This window comes from Streptomyces sp. NPDC107562, assembly GCF_055657325.1.
This window is the reverse complement of record NZ_JBVKBE010000016.1, coordinates 1-16766: the sequence shown is the minus strand read 5'-3', so window position 1 is coordinate 16766 and position 16766 is coordinate 1. Positions and strand designations below refer to the sequence as shown.

Below are 16766 nucleotides of genomic sequence, written 5' to 3'. Positions count from 1 at the left end.
GTCCGCCGGCCGCCGTACCGGGCTGGTCAGTCCTCCCCGTAACGCGGGTCCACCGTCTCCGGCGTGAGGCCGAGCAGCTCGGCGACCTGTTCGACGACGACCTCGTGGACCAGGGCCGCTCGCTCGTCGCGGCCCTTGGTGCGGATCTCGACGGGACGCCGGTAGACGACCACCCGCGCGGGCCGTCCCTCACGTGCCGCTACGGTACCGCCGAGGGGTACCGCCTCGTCGTTCCAGGACTGCCCCGGCCCGTCCAGCCGGGGCACTTCGAGGACGAGGAAGTCGATGTCGGCGAGCTGCGGCCAGCGCCGTTCCAGGCGCTCCACGGAGTCCTGCACCAGATCGGCGAACGCCTCGGCACGGCTCGCCGCGAGCGGCACCTGAGGGGGCGCGATCGGCCCACGCATGCCTCGGCCGTGACGATCGCGGCGACGGGGCCCGGGGCCCGTCGGCCGGGGCGGTACTCGGTTGTCCATCACTGGTGAAGCGTAGTCCTCGCACCCGGCGCGTGCCGGGTGTCCACGCCCCGTTCCGGCCTCGCGGTCGCCACCGCGCGGCATGTCGCCGGATGACCATTCCAGCCAAGATTGGGCTCGATTCCGTATCTCTCCGAGACCGGCGATCACGAGGCAATTGACGCCGTTTATGTGGAGTGTTGACCGCTTTCATGGTCGTACGGGACCCCGGCCGGGCATGTCCACGCAGGTCAGCGACGTGTGTCGGGAGGGGCCTGTGGGGCGTCTCACACCACGACACGGTGGAGTGACCTGGTGGAGAGTCGTCGCGGCCCGCTCAAGAGTGCGGTACCGTCCAACGTCGTGAGCCCTGTACGTCGCTGTTCGCGCACCGCTTGCGGCCGTCCCGCCGTAGCGACGCTGACGTACGTCTACGCCGACTCGACGGCGGTTCTCGGCCCGCTCGCCACCTACGCGGAACCCCACTGCTACGACCTGTGCGCCGAGCACTCCGAGCGCCTGACCGCCCCCCGTGGCTGGGAGGTCGTCCGTCTCCTCGACGGTTCCGCTCCGGCCCGTCCCAGCGGCGACGACCTGGAAGCGCTCGCCAACGCGGTGCGCGAGGCGGCCCGGCCCCAGGAGCGCGCGGCCCAGGCCGGCGGCGGTGGCCGTGCGGCGGACCCGATGGAGGTCGCGCGCCGCGGCCATCTGCGGGTTCTGCGCTCCCCCGACAACTGAGCGGTCGGTCAGTTCCCCGCAGGCCCCAGGACCGGTTCCCTCTGGTTCCAGGGGCCTCATTTCGTTGAATGCTGCACACCCATTGACGCGCGCTTGTCGCGGACACGATCATTCCGGAACCCGTGAGAAATCGCTTTCCGCATCGCGGAATCCGGGGAGGCGCTCGTGTACGTCCAGGAACTGGCCCCCGTTGCCGGCTCGCTCGGTCTGTCCGCCCTGGTGGCGGCCCTGCCCTTGGTGATCGTCCTGATCCTGCTCGGCGTGGTGCGCATGAAGGCCCATCTGGCGGGCCTGACAGGCCTGCTGGCGGCCGTCCTGGTCGCCGCGCTCGCCTACGGCATGCCGCTCGACCAGACGCTTTCCAGCGCCGTCCACGGGGCGGTGTTCGGGATCTTCCCCATCCTGTGGATCGTCGTCAACGCCCTGTGGGTGTACCGGATGACGGTACGGACCCAGCACTTCGACATCCTGCGCAGATCGTTCGGGAGGCTCTCGGACGACCCCCGCATCCAGGCGCTCGTCGTCGCCTTCTGCTTCGGCGCCCTGCTGGAAGCGCTTGCCGGCTTCGGCGCCCCCGTCGCGATCAGCGCGGTGATGCTCGTCGCCCTGGGCTTCGACCCGGTGAAGGCGGCCATCGTGGCACTCGTCGCCAACACGGCTCCGGTGGCGTTCGGCGCCATGGGCACACCCGTGGTGACGCTGGCCCAGGTCACGGGGCTGCCCCTGGAAGACGTGGCGTCCGTGGTGGGGCGTCAGACCCCGCTGCTCGCCCTCGTGGTGCCGCTGGTGCTGGTCGGGCTCGTGGACGGGAAACGCGGCCTGCGCGAGACCTGGGTGCCTGCCATGGCGTGCGGAGTCGCCTTCGCCGTCGCCCAGTTCGCCGCCTCGAACTACTTCTCCGCCCAACTCGCCGACATCGCGGCTGCCTTGGCGGGCGCGGGCGCCCTGGTCGCCGTACCGCAGTCGCGCAGGCCAGCCGCCGAGGTCGTGCGCGCCTCCGTGCTGACCGGCGCCCGCAGCGAGGAGCTCGACGAGCGGGACCCGCGCGCGGAGGTCGTACGGGCGTACGCGCCCTACGCGCTGATCGTGGCCGTCTTCTCGGTGGCGCAGATCCCGGCGGTCAAGGACTGGCTGGCCGGTGCCACCCAGATGTACGACTGGCCCTTCCTGGACGTCCTCGACCCGGAGGGGGAGCGGGTCGGCGGCAACGTGTTCAGCTGGCCGATCGTGTCCACCGGCGGCACGCTCGTGCTGCTCGCGGGCATGCTCACGGCGGTCGTGATCGGGGTGCACGCGCGCGTGGCGGTCAAGGAGTGGCTCGCGACCGTGTACGAACTGCGGTTCGCCATCCTCACGGTGACCTCCGTGCTGGCCCTCGCGTACGTCATGAACCTCTCCGGACAGGCGGCCACCATCGGTCACTTCGTGGCGGCGGCCGGCGCCGGGCTCGCGTTCCTGTCGCCGGTGCTCGGCTGGTTCGGGGTCGCCGTGTCCGGCTCGGACACCTCTGCCAACGCCCTCTTCGGGGCGCTCCAGGTGACCGCCGCGCGGGAGTCGGGACTGTCGCCGGAACTGCTGGCCGCCGCCAACAGCTCCGGCGGCGTCCTCGGCAAGATGATCTCTCCGCAGAACCTCACCATCGCCTGCGCCGCGGTCGGCCTCGCGGGCCGGGAGGGGGACCTGCTGCGCAAGGTGCTGCCGTGGAGCCTGGCGCTGTTGCTCGTGATGTGTCTGATTGTGGTCGGCCAGAGTTCACCGGTGCTCGGCTGGATGCTGCCCTGACCTCCGGGTTACGGCTGGGGGACCAGTTTCGGTCCACGCCGTGCGTAGTCGGCCCAGGCGGGTAGTTTGGGGGTTCCGACAGTACTTCCAGGAGGGTTGGCCGTGGCTGCTGATCTGTCGCAGATCGTGAAGGCTTACGACGTGCGCGGCGTCGTCCCCGACCAGTGGGACGAGCCGCTGGCCGAGCTCTTCGGAGCGGCCTTCGCCCAGGTGACCGACGCCGACGCGATCGTCATCGGGCACGACATGCGGCCCTCGTCGCCGGGACTGTCCCGCGCCTTCGCGCGCGGGGCGGCGCTGCGCGGTGTCGACGTCACCGAGATCGGCCTGTGCTCCACCGACCAGCTGTACTACGCCTCGGGCGCGCTGAACCTGCCGGGCGCCATGTTCACGGCCTCGCACAACCCGGCCCGGTACAACGGCATCAAGATGTGCCGCGCCGGCGCCGCCCCGGTGGGCCAGGACACCGGCCTCGCCGAGATCCGCGAACTCGTCGAGCGCTGGAGCGACTCGGGCGCCCCCGAGCCCGCCGCGCGGCGGGGAACGATCACGCAGCGTGACACGTTGGAGGACTACGCGGTCCACCTGCGCTCGCTCGTCGACCTGACCTCCATCCGCCCCCTGAAGGTCGTCGTCGACGCGGGCAACGGCATGGGCGGCCACACGGTTCCCACGGTCTTCGAGGGCCTGCCCCTGGAGCTCGTGCCGATGTACTTCGAGCTGGACGGCACGTTCCCCAACCACGAGGCGAACCCGCTGGATCCGGCCAACATCGTCGACCTCCAGGAGCGCGTGCGCGCCGAGGGCGCCGACCTCGGCATCGCCTTCGACGGCGACGCCGACCGCTGCTTCGTCGTCGACGAGAACGGCGACCCGGTCTCGCCGTCCGCGGTCACCGCCCTGGTCGCCGCGCGCGAGCTGGCCAAGCACGGCGGCGAGGGCATCGTCATCCACAACCTGATCACGTCATGGACGGTCCCGGAGGTCGTGAAGGAGAACGGCGGCACGCCGATCCGCACACGCGTGGGCCACTCCTTCATCAAGGCCGAGATGGCCCGCACCGGCGCGATCTTCGGCGGCGAGCACTCCGCGCACTACTACTTCCGCGACTTCTGGAACGCCGACACGGGCATGCTGGCCGCCCTCCACGTCCTCGCGGCCCTCGGCGGCCAGAAGGGCACGCTCTCCGCGCTGGTCGAGGAGTACGACCGCTACGCGGGCTCGGGCGAGATCAACTCCACCGTCGACGACCAGCAGGGCCGTCTCGCCGCGCTCAAGTCGGCGTTCGAGGGCCGCGAGGGCGTCACCCTCGACGAACTCGACGGCCTCACGGTCACGGCCGCCGACTGGTGGTTCAACGTCCGCCCCTCCAACACGGAGCCGCTCCTGCGCCTGAACGCGGAGGCACGGGACGAGGCGACGATGGTGAAGATCCGCGACGAGGCGCTGGCGATCATCCGGGGGTGAAACCGGGGCGCGGCGGGGTGACCGCCGGGCACGTGGGCGACGTCCTTCGAGCGGCGTGTGCGGGGCCCGGGGTGCGAGTGCACGCCTTGAGCTGGCCACTGGTCGGCTCGGTGTCAGGGCCACGGGCGCTGTACGGAGCGCGGCTGCGGGTCCGGCGTGCCGGAGTCCCGTCCCGCCGCGCACCGGTATCGCCGCCACGCGGGATTCGCAGCTGGTGTCGGCCGGGCCGGGTGCGGACCTCGTCGGCCGCGGGGCTTGGCGCCGGACGGTCCGCACCGGACACCGAGGCTTGGCGTCGGCTGCGGGCCCGGTGCGGCGGCGGATCACTGCCGCCCGGGGCGCCCAGCACGGGAGCCCGGCGTCCCGGGTTCCCGCCCACGGCGCCGGGGCGCGGCGTCGGCTGCGGGACCGGTGCGACGGCGGTTCACTGCCGCCGCGGCGCTCGGATCACGGAATCCCGGCGTCCTGGGCTCCTGCCCACGGTGCCGGGGCTTGGCGTCGGCTGCGGGGCCTGGTGCGGCGGTGGTGCACTGCCGCCCGGGGGCCCGGATCACGGGAGCCCGGCGTCCTGGGCTCCTGCCCACGGTGCCGGGGCGCGGCGTCGGCTGCGGGCCCGGTGCGGTGCGGCGGTGGTTCACTGCCGCCCGGGGGCCCGGAGCACGGGAGCCCGGCGCTCCGGGCTCCCGCCCGCGGCCGCGCGGCGCCGCCCGCCTCCCGGGTCTCGCCGCCGACGGCCGCGCGGCGCGCCCCGGACACGCCGGTGGCCGCGATGCCGCGGGCGACCGTGCGGCGGTTGCCGCGCCGGTCACCGCGGCTTCGGCACGCCCCGGCGCCCAGTCCCTCTCACCATGGCCCCAACCCCCCACAACCCCGCCCGCACGGCGGTACCCTGACCAGGCACATCCGCACCACCGCACGTACCCGAACCGGTACGCACAACCCGCCCCGAAGGGACCGCTCATGCCGCTCGAAGCCGGCCTCCTGGAGATCCTCGCCTGCCCGGCCTGCCACGCCCCCCTCGATGAGCGGGACACCGAGCTGGTCTGCACCGGCCAGGACTGCGGCCTGGCGTACCCCGTCCGCGACGGCATCCCCGTCCTCCTCGTCGACGAGGCCCGCCGCCCGGCGTAACGCCCCGTAGGCGTCCGCGCAGACCGGGCCCGCCGCAAGAGACCCGCCGCCCGCACAACCGCCGACCCCGGCGTTCGGAGGCTGCCGCACATGCTCGACGAAACGCTGCTCGACTCCCCGGAGGGCCTCGCAGAGGCCGACCAGCGCGGCCTGCTGCGCGGCGCCGCCGAGTCCGGTGCCCGCGTCCGCACCGCCGCCCGGCTCGCCGTCGAGGCCGGACTCGGCGAGCTGAAACCCGACGGCCGCCCCCGCGCCGTCCTCATCGCGGGCCCCGGCGCCGCCGCCACCCACGCCGCCGACTTCCTCGGCACGCTGGCGGGCCCCGGCAGCCCGGTCATCCGCCTCGCCCCGACCGGCGTCGCCCCCGTCGCGGGCGCGCTGCGCTGGGAGCTCCCGGGCTGGGCCGGCTCCGTCGACCTGCTCCTGATCGCCACCCCCGACGGCACCGAACCGGGCCTGTCCCTGCTCGCCGAGCAGGCCTACCGGCGCGGCGCCACCGTCGCGGCCGTCTCCCCGGCCGGCACCCCGCTCGCCGAGGCCGTCGCGGGCGCCCACGGGCTCTTCGTACCGATGGCGACCGCCCCGTACGAGCAGGACGAGCAGCCGCTCGCCGCCTCCGCGCCCGGTGTCCTGTGGGCGCTGCTCACCCCGCTGCTGGCGCTGCTGGACCGGATCGGCCTGCTCACCGCGCCGCCGGACGCGCTGGAGAAGGTCGCCGACCGCCTCGACCACATCGCCGAACGGTGCGGGCCCGCCATCGAGGCGTACAGCAACGCCGCCAAGGCCCTGGCCGGCGAGCTGGCCGACGCGCTCCCGGTGATCTGGACGGAGGGCATCTCGGCCGGACCCGCCGGCCGCCGTTTCGCCGCCGCGCTCGCGGAACTGGCCGGCCGCCCCGCCCTCGTGGCCGAACTCCCCGAGGCGCTCGCCGCGCACAGCGCCCTGCTGGCCGGCCGGCTCGCCGCCGGCGCCGACCCCGACGACTTCTTCCGCGACCGCGTGGAGGAGCAGCCCGCGCTGCACGCGCACGTCGTGCTGCTGCGCGACCGCCCGATCGGCGGCCTCACCGCCGCCCCCGCCGCCCGCGAGCTGGCCCTGAGCCATGACACGCCGATCAGCGAGCTGGAGCCGGAGCCCGGCGGCGAGCTGGAGACCCTCTCCGAACTGATCGCCATCGCGGATTTCGCCGCCGTTTACCTGGCGCTCGCCTCAAGGGCCTGATCTGGCACAGGACGCCCGACCTCCCTACGCGAGGAGAGCCGGCGTCCGTACGCGAAGAGAACCGAAGGCGTACGAGGGGTGCGCGGACGACGTACGAGCCAGGTACGCCGTCCGCACGCCCGTCCGCTGCGCAGTTGAACCGGCAGAGAGAGTCGAATGGACCGCCTCGACAACACCGTCCGCCCCTACGCCTGGGGCTCCACCACCGCGATCCCGCAGTTGCTCGGCGTCGAGCCGACCGGCGAACCGCAGGCGGAGATGTGGATGGGTGCCCACCCGGGCGCACCCTCGCGCACCGACCGCGGCACACTCGTCGACCTCATCGCGGCCGGCCCCGAGAAGGAACTGGGCGCGGCCACGGTGGCCAAGTTCGGCCCCGGGCTCCCCTTCCTGCTGAAGCTCCTCGCCGCGGGCGCCCCGCTCTCCCTCCAGGTGCACCCCGACCTGGCCCAGGCGAAGGAGGGTTACGAGGAGGAGGAGCGCCGGGGCGTCCCCGTGGACGCCCCGCACCGCAACTACAAGGACGCCAACCACAAGCCGGAACTGATCTGCGCGCTCACCGAGTTCGACGGCCTGTGCGGCTTCCGTGACCCGAACCGGACCGCCGACCTGCTCGCCGGCCTCGGCGTCGACTCCCTCAAGCCATACGTCGATCTGCTGCGCGCCCACCCCGAGGAGGCGGCGCTGCGCGAGGTCCTCACCGCCGTTCTCACCGCGGACCCCGAGGACATGGCCCGCACGGTCGCGGAGACCACCGCCGCCTGCGCCCGCCTCGGCGGCGACTACGCCCCCTACGCCGGCCTCGCCCACCACTACCCGGGCGACCCCGGCGTGATCGCCGCGATGCTGCTCAACCACGTGCGCCTGCAGCCCGGTGAGGCCCTGTACCTCGGCGCCGGAATCCCGCACGCCTACCTCAGCGGCCTGGGCGTCGAGATCATGGCCAACTCCGACAACGTCCTGCGCTGCGGCCTGACCCCCAAGCACGTCGACGTCCCCGAACTCCTGCGTGTCGTCCGCTTCGAGGCGAGCGACGCGGGTGTCCTGCGACCGGAGGCGTCCCCGGACGGCGAGGAGGTCTACGACACCCCGATCGACGAGTTCCGGCTGTCCCGGTACGTGCTCTCCGCGGGCGGCGCCCCCCGCGACCTCACGCGTCCGACCCCGCAGATCCTGCTCTGCACCGCGGGCACGGTCCGCGCGGGCGAGCTCGAACTGGCGCCGGGCCGCTCCGTGTTCGTACCCGCCGGCGAAAAAGCCGAAGTGTCCGGTACGGGAACGCTCTTCCGGGCGACCGTGGTGGCCTGATTCCCCGGGTGTGCCGACCTGGCGCACCCGTGTCGGACGGGGCTGCAACAATGGCCCACCGGCAAAGGACCGGCAAAGCCCCCGAGCGGGCCGAGCCCCGGTGGACGGCGTACGAAGGGACAACGCGAACACATGAGCGCGTCAGGCGGCACCAAAGCGATCGTGGCGGCACTGCTCGCCAATCTCTCGATCGCGGTAGCGAAGTTCGTGGCGTTCCTCTTCAGTGGCTCGTCGTCGATGCTGGCCGAGTCGGTGCACTCGCTCGCCGACTCCGGCAACCAGGGCCTGCTGCTCCTCGGCGGCAAGAAGGCCCAGCGCGACGCGACCCCGCAACACCCCTTCGGCTACGGCCGCGAGCGCTACATCTACGCGTTCCTCGTCTCGATCGTCCTCTTCTCGGTCGGTGGCATGTTCGCCATCTACGAGGGCTACGAGAAGATCAAGCACCCGCACGAGATCGAGCACTGGTACTGGCCGGTCGGCGTGCTGGTCTTCGCGATCATCGCCGAGACGTTCTCCTTCCGGACGGCCATCAAGGAGTCCAACGTCCTGCGTGGCCGCAGGTCCTGGAAGGAGTTCGTCCGGCACGCCAAGGCGCCCGAGCTTCCCGTCGTGCTCCTGGAGGACCTCGGCGCCCTGGTCGGCCTGATCCTCGCCCTCGGCGGCGTCGGCCTCGCCCTGCTCACCGGCGACGGCATCTGGGACGGCATCGGCACCCTGTGCATCGGCGTCCTGCTCATCCTGATCGCGCTCGTCCTGGCCGCCGAGACCAAGTCGCTGCTGCTCGGCGAGGCGGCCGGCATCGAGGACGTCCGGAAGATCGAGGCCGCCACCGTCGACGGCACCACCGTCACCGGCATCATCCACATGCGCACGCTCCACCTCGGCCCGGAGGAGCTCCTGGTCGCCGCGAAGATCGCGGTGCGCCACGACGAGACCGCCGGCGAGGTCGCCGCCGCCATCGACGCCGCCGAGGCCCGCATCCGCGAGGCGGTCCCGATCGCCCGCGTCATCTATCTGGAGCCCGACATCTACAGGGAGTCGGAAGCGGCCAAGGGCCCGGACCGGGAGGCCTCACCGGGCGGCCCGAGCCAGACCACGGGGCACTGAGCTCCACCGCTCTCCCACGCCTCGGGGGCCCGCCGACTCGTTCGGCGGGCCCCCGAGGCGCGTTGATGAGCCCCCGCCCACCCGGCGCGGCTACTCGCCTCCGCCTACTCGGCGCGGCTGGTCGATTTCGCGCAGGACGCCCAGCGCCGCGCTCTCGTCCGGCGCCGCCAGCAACCGTTCCCGGAACCCGGCGTCCATCAGCTTCCGCGCCAGCAGCGCCAGGATCCGCAGATGCTCGTCACCCGCGGCGGCCTCCGGTACGGCGATCATGAACACGAGCCTCGCCCTCGTACCGTCCGGCGAGTCCCAGTCCACGCCCTCGTCCGACCGTGCGAAACCCACGACCGGCGCCTTCACCGCGTCCGTCTTGGCGTGCGGGATCGCGATCCCCTCGCCGAGACCGGTCGTGCCCTGCTCCTCGCGCCGCAACGCCGTGCGCACCAACGCGTCGACGTCGGTGACCTTCCCGCTGCGCGCCAGCAGTTCGGCCATCTCACGGATGGCAGCGTCCCTGTCCCGGGCCCCGAGCCGGGCCCGCACGGTCTCCCCGGTCAGATAGCCGGAGAGGGCCTCGCCGTGCGCACCACGGTCCGGCTCCGCCTCGGACCGGTCACCGTGCTCTGCCCCGGCGTCGGACCGCGCGTCCTCGGCGGGCTCCGCCTCGGAGCCGCCCGCGGGCCGCACCTCGGAACCGCCGACCACCGCTTTGGCCACCGCCTCTCCCGCCACGGCGGCCCCGGCGACCGGCGCCGCGATCCCCGCCCCGACGAGCGCGGCCTCGGGCCCGGCGACGAACCCGCCACCGATCGGCGCCCCGTGCGCGCCGGCAGCCCCCGTCCGCTTCCGCTCGCCGACCCCGGCGAGCCCGACAGTCGTCACCGCCGTCACCGCCGTGCCCATGAGCACCGCCACGAAGAACATCGGCACGCCGCTGACCGCGCCCAGCACCGCGACGATCGGCCCACCGTGCGGGACGGCGTCCTCGACACCGGCCAGCCCCGCGACCGCGCCGGCCACCGCGCCGCCCATCATGTTCGCCGGGATCACCAGTGCCGGCCGGGCCGCCGCGAAGGGGATCGCGCCCTCGGAGATGCCGAAGCACCCCATGAACAGCGCCGCCAGCCCGGTCTCCCGCTCCTGCTCCGTGTACAGCCGCTTGCGTATGAGCGTGGCGAGGCCCTGCCCGAGCGGCATCACCGGAATCGCCGCCGCGCACATCCCCATCACGGTCTGGTTGCCCGTCGCGATGAGACCGGCACCGAACAGGAACGCCGTCTTGTTCACCGGCCCGCCCATGTCGAACGCGATCATCAGCCCCAGGATCGCGCCGAGCAGGATCGCGCTCGTCCCGGTCATCCCGCCGAGCCAGCCCGTCAGGTGCTCGAACACCCAGGAGATTGGCCGACCGATGACGTAGATGAAGAACAGCCCCAGCGCCGAGGTCGTCACGATCGGAATCACGATGATGGGCATGATCGGCTGCGCGAACCTCGGCACCCGGATCTTCTTGATCCACAACACCAGGTACCCGGCGAGGAACCCGGTCACGATCGCCCCGATGAAGCCCGCCCCCGCCTTGGAGTCGTACAGCTCACCGGTGTTGGCGATCCACCCGCCGATCATGCCGGGCACCAGCGCGGGCCGATCGCCGATCGCGTAGGCGATGTAGCCGGACAGGACGGGCACCATCAGCGTGAAGCCGATGACGCCGATGTTGTTCACGTCCATCCAGAAGGAGTCCTTCGGGATGACCAGACCGCCGGACGGATCCGTGTGCCCGCCCAGCGAGAGCGAGATCGCGATCAGCAGACCGCCGACCACCACGAACGGGATCATGTAACTGACCCCGTTCATGAGCGCCTTGTACGCGACGCTCCGCTCCTTGCCGCCGGCACCGGCGGACGCGGCCGTGGGGGAGCCGCCTTCCGCGTGCACCGGCGCCGACAGCACCTGCTCGATCAGCCGCTCGGGATGCCGGATGCCCTCGGCCACCCCGACCTTCAGAACCCGCTTGCCGGCGAAGCGGCTGAGGTCCACGTCCTTGTCGGCGGCGACGATGACACCGTCCGCCTGGTTGACATCGTTGTCGTCGAGGACGTTCTCGGCCCCGATGGAACCCTGCGTCTCCACCTTCATCTCGATACCGCGGCTCTCGGCCGCCTGCGCGAGCTTCTCCGCCGCCATGTACGTGTGCGCGATCCCGGTAGGGCACGCGGTGACCGCCAGCAGACGTATCCGCCTGCGCTCGTCACCGCCGCCCGTGGGGGGAGGACCGGCCGGACTCGTCACGTCTTTCTCCTCACAGCTTCATCACACGGGAACGCCGCCCTGGACGCCCCGCACATGTGACCGGATGCCCCGATCACCCCCGCATCCTGCAACACCCTTTCCGCCACTCCAAGGCCGCTGCACGAAGCGAAAAGCCCTGATCGCACGGCCATGTCGCGCCATATGCTCTCCCCTCGCCGACGCGGTGCGGCAGCCGTCACGGCGCTCCGTCGCCGACAGCGACCGTGCGCCGCGTTCGGCGTGAATTGTTCGCAGGCGGACTGGGGACGGCTGGGCCGCCCGGTGTAGCTTGGGACGGAGTCAGACGTCGCTGCTGATGGCGGTCGGGCGGTCCCCAGGGGGCCGTCCGAGGGAGAGAGGGCCTCCGACGGACTGCGCTGCGCGCACGCGGGCCTGCCTGTGTGCTCTTCGGGCACCCCTGTGCCCGCCGCCGCGCAGATCAGCCGTACCGACCTCGACCCAAACCACCGAGGAGCAGCCCGCATGACCACTGTCGAGAACCGACAGGACTTCAAGGTCGCCGACCTCTCCCTTGCCGAGTTCGGCCGCAAGGAGATCACCCTCGCCGAGCACGAGATGCCGGGCCTGATGGCGATCCGCAAGGAGTACGCCGAGGCGCAGCCCCTCGCCGGCGCCCGGATCACCGGCTCCCTGCACATGACCGTGCAGACCGCCGTGCTCATCGAGACCCTGGCCGCCCTGGGCGCGCAGGTCCGCTGGGCGTCCTGCAACATCTTCTCCACCCAGGACCACGCGGCCGCCGCCATCGCCGTCGGCCCGAACGGCACGCCCGACAACCCGCAGGGCATCCCGGTCTTCGCCTGGAAGGGCGAGACCCTGGAGGAGTACTGGTGGTGCACGGAGCAGGCCCTGACCTGGCCGAACACCCCCACCGGCGGCCCGAACATGATCCTGGACGACGGCGGTGACGCCACCCTCCTGGTCCACAAGGGCGTCGAGTACGAGAAGGACGGCAAGGTCCCCTCGCCCGACACGGCCGAGTCCGACGAGCACCGCGTCATCCTCGAACTGCTCACCCGCACGGTTGGCGAGACCCCGCAGAAGTGGACCCAGCTGGCGTCCGAGATCCGCGGCGTGACCGAGGAGACCACGACCGGCGTCCACCGTCTCTACGAGATGCACCGCGACGGCACCCTCCTGTTCCCGGCGATCAACGTCAACGACGCGGTCACCAAGTCGAAGTTCGACAACAAGTACGGCTGCCGCCACTCCCTGATCGACGGCATCAACCGCGCCACCGACGTCCTCATCGGCGGCAAGACCGCCGTCGTCTGCGGCTACGGCGACGTGGGCAAGGGCTGCGCGGAGTCCCTGCGCGGCCAGGGCGCCCGCGTGATCATCACCGAGATCGACCCGATTTGCGCCCTGCAGGCGGCGATGGACGGCTACCAGGTCACGACGCTGGACGAGGTCGTCGACAAGGCCGACATCTTCGTCACCACGACGGGCAACAAGGACATCATCATGGCCGCGGACATGGCCAAGATGAAGCACCAGGCGATCGTCGGCAACATCGGCCACTTCGACAACGAGATCGACATGGCCGGCCTCGCCAAGATCCCCGGCGTCGTCAAGGACGAGGTCAAGCCGCAGGTCCACACCTGGACCTTCGCCGACGGCAAGGTCCTCATCGTCCTGTCCGAGGGCCGCCTGCTGAACCTGGGCAACGCCACCGGTCACCCGTCGTTCGTCATGTCCAACTCCTTCGCGGACCAGACCCTGGCCCAGATCGAGCTGTTCACCAAGCCCGACGAGTACCCGACCGACGTCTACGTGCTGCCCAAGCACCTCGACGAGAAGGTCGCCCGTCTCCACCTCGACGCGCTCGGCGTGAAGCTGACCACGCTCCGCCCCGAGCAGGCCGAGTACATCGGCGTCGAGGTCGAAGGCCCCTACAAGCCGGACCACTACCGCTACTGAGTCCGCAGCCGGCCCGCTGAGCCGCCCGTCCGTGCACTGACGGGCAACTCGGCAGCAGGTCCTCCGAGACAGGCCCCCGCACCCCCGTGCCGGGGGCCTGTCCCTTTGGCCGTGCCGGCCTGTCACCGCCTGGTCGCGGCGAACCGGACCAGCCCGTCACACCCCAGGACCCCCATGCCCCGCGGCCGTTATTCGCTCCACGATCCGCACGATCACACCCCCCTCGCAGAAGAACACTTCCACTGCGCCCCCGGCCCGTCCGGCTGGCGCTACGTCTCCCAGCTGACCGCCCCCTCGGGCGATCACCGCGGCTCCGTCGACCTCGCCCTCGACGAACTCGGCCGCCCCATCCGTCTCGAACTCCACGCGGCGGGCTGGCAGGTGCGCGGCGCCGCCCTCGACGGCGTCACCTGGGTCCGGACCGACCCCACCGGAACCGATGCCACGGAAGGCAACGTGGGCGCCCACGCCTTCACCGGCACTTCCCCCGCGTTCCTCATCGCCACCACCCGTCTGCTGCGCCTCACCCCTTCCGCCTCCGCAACCCGCGTACGCCTGGTCGCCTTCACGGATCCGGTCCTCGCTCCGCGCACCGTGGACCAGTCCTGGGCTCTGCTGAAAAGAGAAGCACACGGCACTGACAACGACCCGCTGATCGTGGAGGAGTACCAGGTCACAGCCCTGGACACGGGCGAACAGCACGTCGTGCACATCGCCGGGGACGTGGTCCTCGCGGCCCCTGGCATCGAGCTGGAGGACCTGGAGTCGCCCCCGTCCGTCTTTCCCTGAGGCCGTCCGGCTTCTCCAAGGGGGACGTGGGCGGAGATGCTTGGACGGGCTTACGCGGGCGGCGCGAACCCGGTCGAGGGGCGATCCGCATCCGCCGACCCGGCGGCCGGCCCGCTCTCTCCGGCCTGCCACCCCTGCTGTTCGGGACCAGGCGCGTGCGCGGTGCTCTCGGGAGATGAGGGAGGGGTTGGGTAGGCCTGGTAGGCGGGATAAGTGGGAGAGGCGGGATAAGTGGGATAGGTCGGCTGGGCCGGCTGGGCGGTCCCGTTCGCATGAGCCCGTCGGATTTCCCGTGCCTGCCGCTCCTGCACCACCGCGGCCAGATAGGCGGCCGGGGGTATCCCCTGAGGCACCGGAGCCCCGGTCCGCTCGGCCAGATCGGCGGCGAGCCGTCCCGCCATGGCCCCACTGACCTGGGGATCCAGTTGCTGCATGCGTGTGAGGTACTGCCGTATGGCCAGCCACAGCCCATCGGGGACCGCCGACAGATCCAGTCCCGAGAAGCGCCCGGCGAGCCAGGGAGGCGGCGGCGGAACGAATCGCGCACGGGCGGTGGGAATCCTCTCCCGTACGACCAGGGTCCCGGCGAACACGTCCCCGAGCCGACGGCCGCGTGCCGACACGAGTGACGCGATGCAGGCGATGACCCCGAGCGTCAGCAGAATCTCGACGACACCGATCGCGCCCCGCACCAGTGCGTGCCGGAACCGGATCGGCCCGCCGTCGTCGCGCACCACCCGCAGGCCCAACGCCAGCTTGCCCAACGACCGCCCATGGCTCAGCGTCTCCACGGCGATCGGCGCGCCTACCAGAACGAGCAGGAACGTCGCGATGGAGACAGCGATCCGAGCGGCTTCGTCCAGGGAGGCCGTGGAGATCACCAGGGCCACGCTCACGATCACGTACGCGGCGAAGGCCACGACCAGATCGAGCAGGACGGCCAACGCCCTGCTGGGCAGCCTCGCGGGGCGCAACTCCAGCGCCACCGCCTCACCCGTCACCAGCTCACTCACGCCCGCCGTCCTTCCCCTGACCTGCCCTCGGAACGGCCAGTCTGCCAAGCTGAGGGCATTGAGCATCGCAGTACGACAAGCTGATGCTCACGACGGGCCCGCCGACGAGCAGCCGAGGAGCAGGCACACCGATGGACCTCGACGTCTTCGTCTCCGCCCACCGTGCGGAATGGGACCGCCTGGAGGACCTGCTCCGGCGCCAGCGCCGGCTCTCCGGTGCTGAGACGGACGAACTCGTCGCGCTCTACCAGCGCACTGCCACCCATCTTTCCCTGATCCAGTCCAGCGCACCCGATCCCCAGCTGACGGGTCGCCTCAGCCAACTGGTCGCACGTGCGCGTGGAGCGGTGACCGGCACCCGACGTGCCTCGTGGCGCGACGTCACCCGCTTCCTCACCCACGGCTTTCCCGCCGCCGTCTACCGGGCGCGCCATTGGTGGGTTCCCACCGCACTCCTGTCGACGCTGGTCGCGGCGCTGCTCGGCTGGTGGATCGGCGTGCACCCCGAGGTCCAGGCCACCATCGCGGCCCCCAGCGAACTGCGCGAGCTCACCCGCCCCGGCGGCCAGTACGAGAGCTACTACTCCTCCCATCCGGCAGCGTCCTTCGCGGCCCGCGTCTGGACCAACAACGCGCAGGCCGCCGCCATGTGCCTGGTCTTCGGTGTCTTCCTGGGCCTCCCCGTCCTCTGGATCCTCTTCCAGAACATGCTCAACCTCGGCATCGGCTTCGGCCTGATGTCCTCGGCGGGCCGGCTCGACACGTTCCTCGGCCTGGTCCTCCCGCACGGTCTGCTGGAGCTGACCGCGGTCTTCGTGGCCGCCGGCACGGGACTTCGCCTCGGCTGGACGGTGATCGATCCAGGGGCACGCACGCGGAGGAAGGCTCTTGCCGAGGAGGGCAGAGCCGCCGTCGGCATGGCGATCGGCCTTGCCCTCGTCCTCTTCGTCTCCGGCGCCATCGAAGGTTTCGTCACCCCGTCGGGCCTGCCGACCTGGGCCCGCATCGGCATCGGGATCGTCGCCGAAGTCGCCTTCCTCGCCTACGTCTACGTACTGGGTCGGCGTGCCGCCGAGACCGGCGAAACGGGTGACGTGGAGGCTTCCGAGCGAAGCGCGACGGTGCCGACCGCCGCATGATGTGCGGACAGGCCCTCCGGGCTGCTAGTCTCCTCCTCGCCCCACAGGAGCCGTTGACACGGAGCAGGTGGGGAGGTAGATTCAAACAGTTGCCTGGACTGGAGTTCATCCGGTCGGCACCTTGAGAACCTATTTGCTTCTTGAGACATCAGCTTCGAGAAGCTCCTCCCGATTAATCGGAATGGATGGCCGGTAAGTCCGGCCCGAAACTTCTGATAAAGTCGGAACCGCCGGAAAGGGAAGCGCGGAAGCGTAAACCTGGAAAGCACCGAGGAAATCGGATCGAGGAAAGATCTGATAGAGTCGGAAACGCAAGACCGAAGGGAAGCGCCCGGAGGAAAGCCGCGAGAGAGATTCTCGGGTGAGTACAAAGGAAGCGTCCG

Annotated in this window: 14 protein-coding genes; 10 read left to right on the top strand and 4 right to left on the bottom strand. The window is 71.5% G+C overall.

The features are described 5' to 3' along the window. Positions 1-26 precede the first annotated feature (26 nt). Positions 27-476: a metallopeptidase family protein gene (locus ACZ7LV_RS32470; protein WP_401681298.1), complete on the bottom strand. Its 450-nt coding sequence runs from the start codon at positions 474-476 to the stop codon at positions 27-29. A gap of 294 nt (positions 477-770) precedes the next feature. Here ACZ7LV_RS32470 and ACZ7LV_RS32465 point away from each other — a divergent pair, with 294 nt between their 5' ends. From ACZ7LV_RS32465 to ACZ7LV_RS32435, 7 genes are all read left to right on the top strand, one after another. Then, on the top strand, positions 771-1193 hold the full coding sequence (locus tag ACZ7LV_RS32465) for a DUF3499 domain-containing protein (RefSeq protein WP_053760356.1): 423 nt from the start codon (positions 771-773) through the stop codon (positions 1191-1193). A gap of 165 nt (positions 1194-1358) precedes the next feature. Further along, positions 1359-2975 (top strand): L-lactate permease, encoded by a 1617-nt coding sequence (locus tag ACZ7LV_RS32460; RefSeq protein ID WP_471944662.1) that lies wholly within the window; start codon positions 1359-1361, stop codon positions 2973-2975. Between the two features lie 102 nt (positions 2976-3077). After that, a complete protein-coding gene (locus ACZ7LV_RS32455) occupies positions 3078-4442 on the top strand; it encodes a phosphomannomutase/phosphoglucomutase (RefSeq protein WP_401681290.1) in 1365 nt (454 codons plus the stop codon). A gap of 960 nt (positions 4443-5402) precedes the next feature. After that, positions 5403-5573, top strand: a complete 171-nt coding sequence (locus ACZ7LV_RS32450) for a Trm112 family protein (RefSeq protein ID WP_401681287.1) — start codon at positions 5403-5405, stop codon at positions 5571-5573. A gap of 90 nt (positions 5574-5663) precedes the next feature. After that, a complete protein-coding gene (locus tag ACZ7LV_RS32445; protein ID WP_471944660.1) occupies positions 5664-6794 on the top strand; it encodes an SIS domain-containing protein in 1131 nt (376 codons plus the stop codon). Between the two features lie 156 nt (positions 6795-6950). Next, the gene (gene manA / locus ACZ7LV_RS32440) at positions 6951-8102 is read left to right on the top strand and encodes a mannose-6-phosphate isomerase, class I (RefSeq protein WP_471944658.1); all 1152 of its coding nucleotides are present in this window, start codon (positions 6951-6953) and stop codon (positions 8100-8102) included. A 132-nt stretch (positions 8103-8234) separates the two neighbouring features. Continuing rightward, complete coding sequence (locus ACZ7LV_RS32435; protein ID WP_471944656.1) at positions 8235-9212, top strand: cation diffusion facilitator family transporter; 978 nt, start codon at positions 8235-8237, stop codon at positions 9210-9212. A gap of 90 nt (positions 9213-9302) precedes the next feature. Here ACZ7LV_RS32435 and ACZ7LV_RS32430 read toward each other — a convergent pair whose 3' ends face one another. Continuing rightward, positions 9303-11501, bottom strand: a complete 2199-nt coding sequence (locus ACZ7LV_RS32430) for a fructose-specific PTS transporter subunit EIIC (RefSeq protein WP_471944654.1) — start codon at positions 11499-11501, stop codon at positions 9303-9305. A 483-nt stretch (positions 11502-11984) separates the two neighbouring features. Between ACZ7LV_RS32430 and ahcY the strand changes: the two genes are divergently transcribed. After that, complete coding sequence (gene ahcY, locus ACZ7LV_RS32425) at positions 11985-13442, top strand: adenosylhomocysteinase (RefSeq protein ID WP_471944652.1); 1458 nt, start codon at positions 11985-11987, stop codon at positions 13440-13442. A gap of 174 nt (positions 13443-13616) precedes the next feature. Continuing rightward, the gene (locus ACZ7LV_RS32420; RefSeq protein WP_471944650.1) at positions 13617-14231 is read left to right on the top strand and encodes a hypothetical protein; all 615 of its coding nucleotides are present in this window, start codon (positions 13617-13619) and stop codon (positions 14229-14231) included. Positions 14232-14281: 50 nt separating this feature from the next. On the opposite strand, the gene ACZ7LV_RS32415 is transcribed toward ACZ7LV_RS32420, so the two are convergent. Beyond that, positions 14282-15244, bottom strand: a complete 963-nt coding sequence (locus tag ACZ7LV_RS32415) for an RDD family protein (RefSeq protein WP_471944648.1) — start codon at positions 15242-15244, stop codon at positions 14282-14284. 131 nt (positions 15245-15375) lie between these two features. On the opposite strand from ACZ7LV_RS32415, the gene ACZ7LV_RS32410 reads away from it, so the two are divergent. After that, complete coding sequence (locus ACZ7LV_RS32410; protein ID WP_471944646.1) at positions 15376-16383, top strand: stage II sporulation protein M; 1008 nt, start codon at positions 15376-15378, stop codon at positions 16381-16383. Between the two features lie 129 nt (positions 16384-16512). Here the strand turns inward: ACZ7LV_RS32410 and ACZ7LV_RS32405 are convergent. Continuing rightward, positions 16513-16766: hypothetical protein (locus tag ACZ7LV_RS32405; protein ID WP_471944644.1), on the bottom strand; the 254-nt coding region annotated here is incomplete at its 5' end.

What these genes read in the sequence shown, in the direction of transcription:
- ACZ7LV_RS32410 (WP_471944646.1), top strand. Translation starts at nt 15,376, where the DNA reads ATGGACCTCGACGTCTTCGTCTCCGCCCACCGTGCGGAATGGGACCGC.
- ACZ7LV_RS32450 (WP_401681287.1), top strand. Translation starts at nt 5,403, where the DNA reads ATGCCGCTCGAAGCCGGCCTCCTGGAGATCCTCGCCTGCCCGGCCTGC.
- ACZ7LV_RS32435 (WP_471944656.1), top strand. Translation starts at nt 8,235, where the DNA reads ATGAGCGCGTCAGGCGGCACCAAAGCGATCGTGGCGGCACTGCTCGCC.
- ACZ7LV_RS32470 (WP_401681298.1), bottom strand. Translation starts at nt 476, where the DNA reads ATGGACAACCGAGTACCGCCCCGGCCGACGGGCCCCGGGCCCCGTCGC.
- ACZ7LV_RS32420 (WP_471944650.1), top strand. Translation starts at nt 13,617, where the DNA reads ATGCCCCGCGGCCGTTATTCGCTCCACGATCCGCACGATCACACCCCC.
- manA (WP_471944658.1), top strand. Translation starts at nt 6,951, where the DNA reads ATGGACCGCCTCGACAACACCGTCCGCCCCTACGCCTGGGGCTCCACC.
- ACZ7LV_RS32445 (WP_471944660.1), top strand. Translation starts at nt 5,664, where the DNA reads ATGCTCGACGAAACGCTGCTCGACTCCCCGGAGGGCCTCGCAGAGGCC.
- ahcY (WP_471944652.1), top strand. Translation starts at nt 11,985, where the DNA reads ATGACCACTGTCGAGAACCGACAGGACTTCAAGGTCGCCGACCTCTCC.